The following is a 12,202-nucleotide window of genomic DNA, read 5'->3' on the forward strand; positions in this document are numbered from 1 at the left end:
AAACGAGTCTTAAATAAATGAGGATGCTTTTTCTGGAGGTGTATCGGGTGTTTAAGTTTTCAAATTTGAGCTATAAAAATCAAAGAATCGCTATCATCATCTTATTCTCATTAGTGCCGATATTGTTGCTGCTCACATTCGCTTATTATCCAGTCATCAGTATGTTTCGGTACAGCTTCACCAGTTGGAATGGATTGAGCAAAAATATGGAATATGTCGGTTTAGAAAACTACAAGACCATTTTTACGAAACCTGAGTATTTTTCTGTGTTTAAGGTCAGCTTGTATTATTTCTTTACCACCTTTATTCAGATGGCACTTGCCTTGTATTTTGCAACCATCTTGAGCTTTAGTGTTCGCATGAAAAACTTGTTTAAAGGGATTTTGTTCTTCCCAACCTTGCTAAACGGTGTAGCAATCGGTTTTATCTTCCTGTTCTTTTTCAAACCAGATGGAACGTTAGATACGATTCTTAATCTGATTGGGCTTGGCAGTCTGCAGCAGAAATGGCTTCTGAATCCTAACTTGATCAACTTCTCGCTCGCAGGTGCGTCACTGTGGAGATACATGGGAATGAACTTCCTGATTTTCCTCGGAGCTATTTCTTCTATTGGTAAGGATATCTATGAGGCCGCTGAAATTGACGGTGCAAACAGATGGCATCAGTTTATGCATATTATTTTGCCAAGTATTAAACGTATTCTGCAATTGAACTTGATTCTTGCGGTTAGTGGCGCCATTGGGGTATTCGAAATTCCATACGTCATGACAGGCGGATCTAACGGAAGTAGTACATTCGTAATTCAGACGGTCGATGTAGCTTTCAAATACAGCAAGGTTGGTTTGGCATCGGCGATGGCCGTGGTATTGCTGGGTATTGTTATCATAGTTACTATTTTGCAGCGCGTTCTGATCAAGGAGGAGAAATAAACTATGCATTCTGTAAAATATACCACTGCTAGTATATTCAAATATCTCACCTTGATTTTGGGAGCACTTGTAGCTTTGATACCTATCGTGGTCGTGTTTTTCGCTTCATTAAAAACCGGAGCCGAATATGCTTCTACCGGACCGTTAACGCTGCCAGAGAATTGGTTGAATTTCTCCAACTACACTAAGGCTTTTGTAGACGGAAAAATGCTGCTCGGTTTTAAAAATACTGTCATTATCGTTGTGATTTCTATTGCGGGTGCTACGTTGACGGGTTCGATGATGGCTTATATTTTATCGCGCTTCAAATTTAAAGGCAGTAAGATCCTAATTAGTATGTTCCTGATTGCCACCCTGATTCCAGGTGTAACTACACAAGTGGCTACTTTCCAAATCATCAATCACTTGGGATTATTTAATACCAGATGGGCACCAATCGTTATGTACTTGGGCACGGATATTATCGCTGTTTATATCTTCATGCAGTTTTTGGATTCGATCTCCGAGTCACTGGATGAATCCGCGATGCTGGACGGAGCTTCTTATTGGACGATTTATTGGAGAATTATTTTGCCACTGTTGAAGCCGGCTATTGTTACTGTAGTGATCGTGAAGGGTGTTAATATTTATAACGATTTTTACACCCCTTTCCTTTATATGCCGAAAACAGATCTGCAAACGATCTCCACAGCACTCTTCAAGTTTAAAGGTCCATATGGATCGCAGTGGGAAGTAATATGTGCGGCGATTATGATCGCAATTATACCGACATTGGTTGTGTTTACCGCCTTGCAAAAATATATCTATAATGGTTTTTCACAAGGTTCTGTAAAGTGAGCTCAACAGTAAATTTAATAACAGTACAAGATAAAATAGCATACTGAAAAGTTGCATACATTTGGAGGGAAAACTAATGAGTGAAGTAAAATTGGTTGGAGCAAGTGCAATTAACATCCCGAACATGCCTTGGCAAGAAAAGCCTGCTGGCTACGAGAATCCGATTTGGAGACATAATGATAACCCGGTTATCAAAAGAAATCCTGCAAAAGGTGTAGCCCGTATTTTCAATAGTGCGGTTGCTGCGTATGAAGGCAGTTTTATTGGTGTATTTCGTGTAGAAGATAACACTACTCGTCCGCATCTGCGTATGGGACATAGTGTGGATGGTTTGGATTGGAAAATCGATGATGAGCCGATCCGATTTATAGATGAAGAAGGTAATCCTTATCAGCCGCGTTATGCTTACGATCCGCGTCTGGTGAAGGTTGAAGATACATTTTATATTATCTGGTGTACAGATTTCTACGGAGCAGCTATTGGGGTAGCAAAAACACAAGATTTCAAAACATTTATCAGCTTGGAAAACCCATTCCTGCCATTCAACCGGAACGGCGTACTGTTCCCTAGAAAAATCAACAACAACTTCGTGATGTTGTCCCGTCCAAGTGACAGTGGCCATACGCCATTTGGTGATGTATTCCTTAGTGAGAGCCCTGACTTCGTATATTGGGGAAAACACCGCCATGTAATGACCAAGGGTGGTCAAGGCTGGTGGCAAAGTGTCAAAATTGGTGGCGGACCAGCGCCGATTGAAACTACTGAAGGCTGGTTGATGTTCTACCATGGCGTAACTGGAACGTGCAATGGTCTTGTGTATAGTATGGGAGCGGTTATTTTGGACATCAATGAGCCCTCGAAAGTAAAATATCGCTCGAAGAACTTTGTATTAACGCCAGAAGAATGGTACGAGGAAAGAGGTTTTGTGAATAACGTCCTGTTCCCATGTGCTACTCTGCATGATGCAGAAACCGGCCGTATCGCCATCTATTATGGCGCGGCTGATACTTATGTAGGCGTTGCTTATACAACGGTTGATGAAATCGTCAACTATGTTATCGAAACCCATGAAGAGGTTGGCGATGATGCAGGTTTAGGCAAAATCTAATTGGACTTAATAACCTATATTTTCAGTGAGCTTGCTAGAGTTCCGGAGAATTGCGTAGCGTAGAGTTCGAAAGAAGTGTGTTGGGTTTGGTGTGTTGAATGTTGTTGGGTGTGCTCAGTGCGGAGGTTGCCTTGTGCGACCTCCGTGTTCTGTTGCAGAATGTACAACAGAACGACACATTATCGCCTGTAATAGATAAGTAGCAGGTGAGGGGGAAATTCGGCTCTGTTGGCGATTCTGATCACTCTGTTGTTTAGTCACTCTGTGGTTTGGTCACTCTATGGCTCTGACGTAAATAGTTGCACTTTGTGCATTTAAACTAACATTTCTTTGGTCACTAGGCGATATAGTTGCACTTCGTGCAACTATATCAGCGAAGTAACCACCAAAAGATCCTTTTGCCGTTTTTTAGTTGTACAAAGTGCAACTAAGATTAGAAACAAATATATTTCAGCTGTAATAGCTGCACAAAGTGCAACTATCCAGTCGCAAACTGTTACTGTGCCGATTATAAAGAAGTTAATAGGCAAAATGGAAATGTGGGTGTTGTGAAGGCAATAAGAAGATAGCGGATAAGTGGAATGTGAGTGGTTGTAGAGGTAATAAGAAGGTAGTAGGTACGTGGAATGTGAGTGGGTGTTGTGAAGGCAATAAGAAGATAGCGGATAAGTGGAATGTGAGTGGTTGTAGAGGTAATAAGAAGGTAGTAGGTACGTGGAATGTGAGTGGGTGTTGTGACGGCAATAGGAAGGTAGCGGATAAGTGGAATGTGAGTGGTTGTAGAGGTAATAAGAAGGTAGTAGGTACGTGGAATGTGAGTGGTTGTAGAGGTAATAAGAAGGTAGTGGTACGTGGAATATGATTAGTTGTGGAGGTAATAGGCAAGCAGCGAGTGAGTGGTGAATGTGGCTCTGTTGGCTTTTCTGCTACTCTGTTGCTTAGTTACTCTATGGCTTGGTCACTCTATGGCTCTGACGTAAATAGTTGCACTATGTGCACTTAAACTAACTATACCTAAGGTGCTAAGCGATATAATTGCACTTCGTGCAACTATATCAGCGAAGTAACCACCAAAAGCTCCTTTTACCGTTTTTTAGTTGTACAAAGTGCAACTAGGAGGGGAAACACACATATTCAACTGTAATAGCTGCACAAAGTGCAACTATCCAGCCTCGGAGCTGCGACTAAACTATCCAGTCGCAGAAAACGCAACTATTGCATCCCACTCCATCGCAACTTTGCCATCGCAACTATCCCATCGCAACTATCCCATCGCAACTATCCATACATCAACGAAAAACCCATATTGGGTTTTCCGTTTCTATCTAGCATAGTAACTGTAACGAACTTCGCGGTTACAAACAGCAGGCGAACAATATCGTTACATAACTTAAGGAGGAACAATATTTTGGGAAGCGACATGAATTTGTCACAGTTAAAGGAATATAACGGAAGTAGTCCAAAACCGGATGATTTCGAGCAATTTTGGGAGCGGGCATTGCGTGATCTGGATGCACAGCCGTTGGATTATGAACTGGAACCAGCGGAGTTTGTCAGTGAACTTGCGGAATGTTTTCATTTGTATTTTACCGGAGTTGGCGGTGCAAGAATCCATTGCAAATATGTAAGACCGAAGAACAGCGTACATAAAAAAGGTCCCGGTGTAGTGATGTTCCATGGATACTCCTGTGACAGCGGGGATTGGATGGAGAAGGTGGCTTATGCTGCTCACGGGATTAGCGTCCTGGCGATGGATTGTCGCGGCCAGGGTGGCCTCTCCGAAGATAACCTTACCGTAAAAGGGACTACGATACGCGGACATATCATTCGAGGGATGGATGATCCTAATCCTGATAATCTTTATTATCGCAATGTGTTTTTGGATACGGCACAAACCGCCAGAGTTCTGATGTCTATGGATGAAGTTGATCCTGAACGTGTAGGTGCCTTTGGACTATCTCAAGGTGGAGCGCTGACAGTGGCTTGTGCAGCATTAGAGCCTCGCATAAAAATAGCCCTGCCTGTATATCCCTTCCTTTCAGATTATAAACGTGCTTGGGAGCTGGATATTACCACCTCAGCTTATGAGGAGATCAACTATTATTTCCGTTTTTTTGATCCTCATCATTTGCGTGAGGATGAGATTTTTAATAGGCTCGGTTATATCGATATTCAGAATCTTGCCGAAAGAATACAGGCTAAAGTACTGTGGGTTACCGGGTTATCCGATACGATTTGTCCACCTTCAACTCAATTTGCCGCATACAATAAAATACTAGCGTCCAAAGAGCTTATGGTTTATTATGAGTACGGTCATGAGTATTTACCATATCTTGCCGATCGGGCGTTGGAATTGTTCATGACCTTGTAAGAGATAAGCCAGCAGGCATAACTGAAGACAACGGTGGTGAACAATTGATGAAGTCGCAAGTAAAAAAAGAAAAGGCGCATTTCCAGCTGCACCCTGCCAAATCGATTGGGGTGCGGCTTTTTCTCATCTTCTTCATCTCAACAATGGTGCTCGTTCTCTCACTTGGCTACATTTCCTATTCCGTAGCTGAGCAAACGATCGAGAATAACGCGCTGTCAGCCAATCAACAGACAGTCGTCCAAGCTGCAGAGAAGTTTGATGTTGAATTATTGCGTTATGAGGATGGCCTAGGAAGAATTCTTTACAACAATGAGATTCAGGATGCACTCAAACAAGGGAATAATCCCACTACAAGTAATGAGGAACGTAATTTGCAGTCCAACCAGATTAGCGCCGAGCTAAATGCCTGGCTGACCGCATCAAAGGGGGTAGAAGCTGTATACCTCATCCCGATGAATCAGGAAGTCCCTACTTCGTCAGCGGGATCAAAAGACAGCGCTTTTATCAAAGAATTCAGAGAGTCCTCATGGTTCAAGCAGCTTGAGGAGCAACCACAAACATTGTGGATTCCCCGAACAGAACAGGGGCAAGCCGGAAATACTTCGGGTATGTTTCATTTGGCACAATCGATAGCTGGGGATACACAAAGCCCGGGATACATAATTATCTGTGATATTAGAATTAGTGAATTAGAAAATCAGCTTCGTAAAATTGATCTCGGACCCAGCTCTTACATGCAATTGCTGACGGATAAGGATGAATTGATCGCATCGTCCCAGCAAGTGGGAACAGATACTTATCTCAGTCTGGGAGGGACTCTTCTTCATGGTTTGGAGCATGAGGCTGGATCATTGCCAACGAAGGATGAGAAAGGAAAATCCATTCTGGCTGTGTACGGGACGATGGAAAGCTCCAGCTGGAGATTGCTTGGTGTTGTTCCGGCTGAGAATCTTACGAAAGACGCACTTCGTATTCTAAAAACTACATATATTATTGTTGCGGTGGCTGCTATTGTCGCCATTCTAATTGGTTACTGGATGTACAGAATGGTATCTAAGCCCTTGACCCGACTTAAGGATCTAATGTCTCAAGGGGCAGATGGAAATCTTGGAGTACGTACGGATATTACCTCACGAGATGAAATTGGTCAGTTATCGGGTTCCTTTAATAGGATGATGGAACGGATCACAGAACTGGTAATCCATACCAATGAAACCGCGAGGAAGGTAATGGAAACTGCCGATGAACTTAGTAGAGTATCGCGTAAGACAGCGATGGCAGCCAAAGAGATTGCCGCAGCGACAGAAGAAATTGCCGGAGGTTCAGGCAGCCTAGCTTTGGAGGCGGACCAGGGTAACGAGCTTACGGGGCAAATTTCGGTGCAAATGAACAAAGTGAACTCAGCTACGCATGAGATGGATCATACCGCACATAATATCGGCGTGCTTAGTGAAGAAGGTTTTAATGAGTTAAAAGAGCTGCTTGGTAAAACCAATAAGACGGGTGACATGACGAATAAGCTCGTGTTGAAAGTGAATGAACTGCAAGACACCACATCATCAGTAATGAAGGTGCTTGATGTTATGCAGAATATTACACAGCAGACGAATATTTTGTCTCTAAATGCAACGATAGAAGCGGCAAGGGCAGGGGAGTCCGGCCGGGGATTTATGGTAGTGGCCGATGAAATACGCCAGCTTGCAGATCAGTCCAAAGAATCCATTGCTGTGGTGGCTAATATAACAGACACCATTATGAAGGATATGAACGAGACCGTAGGTGTTCTCTCGGAAGTAGCCCCTCTTTTTAATCAGCAGGTTACTTCAGTGGAGAGCACTAGCGATATCTTCGTATCTGTACAGGATCAGATGCGTCATTTTATTACACGCTTGGAATCTGTTGCTTTATCGATGGATAGCTTGAGCCAATCCCAGAAGGTGCTGTCAAATTCGATGGGCAATATCAGCTCCATTGCAGAAGAATCATCAGCAGCTTCTCAAGAAGTGGCTTCGCTTAGCGGGGAGCAACAAAGTGTGAGTGATCATTTAGTAGAGCTGTCTGAGCAGCTTGAGCATGCGTCCCGGCAGTTGCAAGAAAAACTGTCCAAGTTTAATTTGTAACTTTGCATAACCTAAGTAAATAATTTTAAAACAAAGACCAGTCTCCAATTATTTGGGACTGGTCTTTGTGCTATTCAAAAGGCTATAAATTAGCTAACTAAGCATGAGTGTAAATAATCCAGCGGGTGGGACATAATAAAGGCTATGAACGTCAGTCAGGAGGAATGGGATTGCACAATAATGTCCACAGACGTATACTCGGCGGACTGATTATTTTATGTTCAGTTGTAGCCGTGTTGGTCCTTAGGCTGGCGTGGATTCAACTGTTTATGAAGGAACAGACGGTCCCTGGAACGAAATATACACTTGCAAAGATGGCAGAAATTCAAAGCGAACGGGAAACTGTATTGGACTCTGGGCGGGGGCGTCTGTATGACCGAAAGAGTGAACCCCTTGCCGGGGAAACCATTTGGACGGCTGCGTTTTTTCCTCAAGAGGCGAAGGCTAGGAATACCGTGACGCAGGTCGTATACGAGGAAGCTGAGTCCATGCACCGGTTGGCAGCTATCCTTGGAGTGAGTTATGAGCAATTGCTAAACAAGCGCTCTTCCCTTAAAGAACCATTGCTTTGGCCATCCTCAGTGGGAAAAGGACCGCTCGCACTTACATCCGCACAAGCAGAAGAAGTGAGTGCATTGGGGATCGACGGCGTAGGCGTGCTTCCTTTTGCTCGCAGATATGATGGGAAAGCAACTGGTCGGCAGTGGCTTGGATATTTATCGGAAGAGGTCCCAAACACTGGTGGGAAGGCTTCCCCATCGGGGCTGAGAATTCCGATGACAGGAACGGACGGGTTAGAAAAAACCCTGGAGCCGTTGCTTCGAGGTGTAGGGCATACTGAGGCATACGCTCAGGTTGATGCGCGCGGGCAACGTGTCCCGGGCAGTCCCATTCAAGTACGAGCCCCGGGCAATCCGTATTATCCGCTGTCTTTATATACAACGATTGATAAAAAGCTTCAGGAACAAATAGAGGAGTTAGCTGTTAAAGCTGGAATGAAGGAAGGAGCCGTGGTGGTGTTAGACACCGGAACGGGAGATATTGAAGCCATGGTATCTTTACCTTTTTACGACCCAGAGAAGATATCCCCTGAAGGGGGAGAGTGGAATAACCGGGCGTTGCAGGCTGCCGTACCTGGATCAATTTTCAAAATCGTCACAGCAGCAGCAGCACTAGAAGCCGGGGTCACCTCAGCGGATGAGCTTTTCTATTGTTCAGGGCAATATGAGAAATATGGATTGTCTTGTCTAAAAGGAAAAGGACACGGTCCCCTCACGCTGGCGCAAGGGTTCGCCGTGTCCTGTAATACTGTATTTGCTGCGCTGGCAGAACGTTTGAGTGGGGCGCAGCTTCAAGCGACAGCACTCGCGCTGGGGCTTGGAAGAGATATTAGCTGGCAAGCGGAGAATACACTTGGTTTTCCAGTTCTTAAGCCACTGTCCGGTGAGCAGAAGGGGACGATCTTTACTTCTTTGCTGCCGGATGATCCAGGCGCCAGAGTGCAGACGGCCATTGGGCAGCGAGATGTGCAAGTGACCCCACTTCAGGCAGCGAACCTGGTGGTGACGTTACTGCATGGCGGGGAAGTGAGAGCGCCAAGAATACTCCAGCGTGTAACCTTTGCAAATGGGCAAAAGCTAGAGGATCTGCCGGGTCATCTTTCCCCTTCAACTGCCGGGAGGATCTCAGAATCTACAGCCCGCCAGCTGCTGTCCTGGATGCGTAAAGTAGTTACGGATGGAACCGGCACAAGTCTGCAGAGCACGAAATGGCCGGTTGCCGGGAAATCAGGTACGGCACAAACCCTTGTTAAAGGTATGCCACGTAACAATCAATGGTTTATCGGCTATGGGCCGCTGGATCATCCCAGATATGCTGTGTCGGTAGCGGTGGAGAACGTCGCTCCGGACAGCTCACATCTAGCCGTTAAGCTGTTCGGTCAGATATTGGATTTATTATCATCGGTTCCCTCTGGAGCTTGAGGTTCAGGTGGTGGCGCAGAGCTGGTCTGATTGGAAGCTGGACCGTTAGCTGCAAAGGGTGAAACGATAAATTCCTCTTGCGGGAGATAGATCCAGCTCTGAAGATACCCTTGTTGAATCAGTTCTTTTATCAGAATAAGCAGAATCGGCGACAGTATCAGACCAGCCATACCGAAAGCAGATGTGGACAGAATGACGAACGACAGCATAAGGAAGGCTGAGGATACGCCAATCGAATTCCCGGTAATCTTCGGCTCAAGCAATTGCCTAACAATTAGTACAATGGCAAGGAGGATAATTAATCCGATAGCCAGTGAAGTATTGCCCACGATGAACAAATAGATGATCCAAGGGACTAAAATTGTTGTCACGCCAAGAAGTGGCAAAACATCAAATACCGCGCAGACTAATGCCATTGTGATTTCGTTGCCGGTTCGCAGAATAAATAAGCCGACTAGAACTATGGCAAAAGTAATGCTGATCAGAATAAGTTGTGCTTTTAAATAGGAACCGATAGCTTTAAAAACATTGCCTTGCAAAAAGGCGAAGGCGTTCTTAAAAGTTTTTGGCATTTTGTCATGCGCGATTTTACGCCAATCTTTGATTTCCATGCTAAGGAAAAATGCCAAAATAATGGCTATCCCGAAATTGGCCATGAAGGTGGAGAAGGAGCCTAGAATACCGGCCATGTATTTTAGAAAAGTAATCAGCCATCCTGTTAGAACATCCGTGGCATCTTTAAAGTACCCGTTGACCTTGTTCGTAATATCGGGTGGCAAGTTATCTATTTTTTGCTGCAGGTAGGTCGTGGTCTCCACAAAATGCTGCTGCACCACATATGTATATTTAGGGAGGTTCTCTTGGAAGTGAAGGGCCTGGATCGTAATCAGTAGACCGGCACCAAATAATGTACCTAACAGCACAATCAGAAAGAGCAACACTGAAATGGCGGAGGCAAAAGGTTTACCAAGACCACGGCGGTTCAAGAAGCGGGCCAAGGGTTCGATAAGCAAAAATACAAAAAAAGACAGGAATACAGGTGCAGCTAACTGATACAGCTTACTAAAGGAGAACATAATTAGATAAACCGTGAGGACAATTAATCCGATGTCAAAAAATGTGCGCCAATATTTTTTGTATAACGGCAGCATAGATATAAACAACTCCCTTTTTTTATAAGTGGATACGCCAGGTTGATTACATTGTACATGATTTTACTTTAAAAGCGTCTATTTCTTTGATACATGTGTTAAAATAGGGGGTAACGTTTTTTTATTCTACTTCACTTGGCCGTTTCACGGGTTCTGCTTGCAGACATTAGGCGAGCCAAAGTCAACTCTGGAAAAGCGGGGAATTAATATGCAGACTTTGCTGCTCTGGTTATTTTACATCTCATCATTTTATGCTTTTATCCCTGGTATGATCAGCCGGATTTTTGGTTACCGTGTCTTTCGTAAAGGAACTGGGCGAAATGAATTCGCACTGACCTTCGATGATGGACCTGATCCTCGATTTACACCATTACTGCTGGAATTACTGAAGAGGTATGATGCAAAAGCAACCTTTTTTGTAGTCGGCTCTAATGCTGAACGTTATCCTGATCTTATTCAGCGTATCCATGATGAGGGACATCTCATCGGAATTCATAATTATGTTCACAAGACGAACTGGCTCATGCGGCCAGCAACCGTCCGCCGGCAGATTCAACGTACGAATGATATTATCTATAATATTATTGGCGAACGCAGTACGTATTACCGTCCACCTTGGGGTATTGTCAATTTATTTGATATTTCCAAACGACGCCAAGTTGAAATTGTGCTTTGGTCGGCAATGTTTGGCGATTGGCGTGAGAAGCTCGGCGCCGAAAAACTCACTGAGAAGATGCTGGCCCGTCTAAATCCCGGGGAAGTGATGTTGTTGCATGATAGCGGCACAACGCTGGGTGCAGATGCGGATGCTCCAGGGAATATGCTTGTGGCTCTTGAGCAGACTCTGGAGGAAGCCCGTAAACGGGGACTCCGCAGCATTCGGATTGATGAGATGATTAAGATGGCTGAGACGTCACCTATCCGGCGCTTATCTTTTGGTAAACGGGTGCTTGTAGGACTTTGGTTAGCTTGGGAACAGGTATTTCAAGCTCTCTTTCATCTCCAAACGATTACTCCGTCAGATCCTTTCCTGCATTATCGGATGCGGAAATATCAGGGCGAACCGGTTGAACTCGAGGGTGGAGAGCTGCTGCGTAAAGGCGACAAAGTCATTGAGCTGCACATCGATAATAAACAGTTGTTCGAATTAGGAATTCATTCACGTTCTTCCGCTCAACTAGCGATTCGAATGATCCGCAGAATGGAAAAGGATCTGCCCATTCTTGCTGAGATCATTGCCAAAGATGTGGATCTTGCAGAAGCCAAAGCGCTTTACGGAGTCAGCATGATTAACCGGGGACCGGAGAAATTCGGCTTTACCGTACGTGATTTGCCGGATGGCTTATTCGCACGTTCCTCCAAATTTTACTTAAGAATCCTGTTAAGTGTGATTCATCCAGCAGGTGGGGCAAGGCTTAAAGAACGGAGCGAGGTCCTTGTGCCGAAGCTTATCCTGATGCCTGTCTCAGAGCTGCTCAAAAAGATGAATCAACAGCTGCCTCATCATCCGAAAACTGCAAAAAAACGCAAATCGCAACAGGAAGAATCGTTGTCACTTAATGATTCGGTTGCGGATGTAGAAATGCCAGGTGCGACAGTAACCAATTGATTCATGATCTTATTGATAAATATTTTACAGTGGACATGTAAAGAGATGTTCTACAATCCAGCGATGGTTGTGGAACATTTTTTTATTGGGATAAT

8 protein-coding genes are annotated in these 12,202 nt (G+C 44.5%); 7 read left to right on the plus strand and 1 reads right to left on the minus strand.

The window, feature by feature from the left end; translation table 11 throughout:
- The first annotated feature begins 47 nt into the window (after nt 1–47).
- The 6 genes from NYE58_RS09085 to NYE58_RS09110 all read left to right on the plus strand — a co-directional run bounded on the left by NYE58_RS09085 (nt 48) and on the right by NYE58_RS09110 (nt 9,347).
- Entirely contained in the window at nt 48–929 is an 882-nt protein-coding gene (locus tag NYE58_RS09085) for a carbohydrate ABC transporter permease (RefSeq protein WP_036675555.1), read from the plus strand.
- Between the two features lie 3 nt (nt 930–932).
- Nucleotides 933–1,766, plus strand: a complete 834-nt coding sequence (locus NYE58_RS09090) for a carbohydrate ABC transporter permease (RefSeq protein ID WP_076126321.1) — start codon at nt 933–935, stop codon at nt 1,764–1,766.
- A gap of 76 nt (nt 1,767–1,842) precedes the next feature.
- Nucleotides 1,843–2,874, plus strand: a complete 1,032-nt coding sequence (locus NYE58_RS09095) for a glycoside hydrolase family 130 protein (protein WP_076126323.1) — start codon at nt 1,843–1,845, stop codon at nt 2,872–2,874.
- A gap of 1,408 nt (nt 2,875–4,282) precedes the next feature.
- The gene (locus tag NYE58_RS09100) at nt 4,283–5,245 is read left to right on the plus strand and encodes an acetylxylan esterase (protein WP_143761917.1); all 963 of its coding nucleotides are present in this window, start codon (nt 4,283–4,285) and stop codon (nt 5,243–5,245) included.
- 47 nt (nt 5,246–5,292) lie between these two features.
- Entirely contained in the window at nt 5,293–7,365 is a 2,073-nt protein-coding gene (locus NYE58_RS09105) for a methyl-accepting chemotaxis protein (protein WP_081387532.1), read from the plus strand.
- 170 nt (nt 7,366–7,535) lie between these two features.
- On the plus strand, nt 7,536–9,347 hold the full coding sequence (locus tag NYE58_RS09110) for a peptidoglycan D,D-transpeptidase FtsI family protein (protein WP_370511618.1): 1,812 nt from the start codon (nt 7,536–7,538) through the stop codon (nt 9,345–9,347).
- Here NYE58_RS09110 and NYE58_RS09115 read toward each other — a convergent pair.
- Nucleotides 9,305–10,498, minus strand: a complete 1,194-nt coding sequence (locus tag NYE58_RS09115; RefSeq protein ID WP_076184708.1) for an AI-2E family transporter — start codon at nt 10,496–10,498, stop codon at nt 9,305–9,307. The two genes, NYE58_RS09110 and NYE58_RS09115, sit on opposite strands and share 43 nt — an antisense overlap.
- A gap of 208 nt (nt 10,499–10,706) precedes the next feature.
- On the opposite strand from NYE58_RS09115, the gene NYE58_RS09120 reads away from it, so the two are divergent.
- Nucleotides 10,707–12,107, plus strand: a complete 1,401-nt coding sequence (locus tag NYE58_RS09120) for a polysaccharide deacetylase family protein (RefSeq protein ID WP_076192865.1) — start codon at nt 10,707–10,709, stop codon at nt 12,105–12,107.
- Nucleotides 12,108–12,202 lie beyond the last annotated feature (95 nt).

The organism is Paenibacillus sp. FSL L8-0708, assembly GCF_038009325.1.
Classification (GTDB): domain Bacteria; phylum Bacillota; class Bacilli; order Paenibacillales; family Paenibacillaceae; genus Paenibacillus_AQ; species Paenibacillus_AQ odorifer.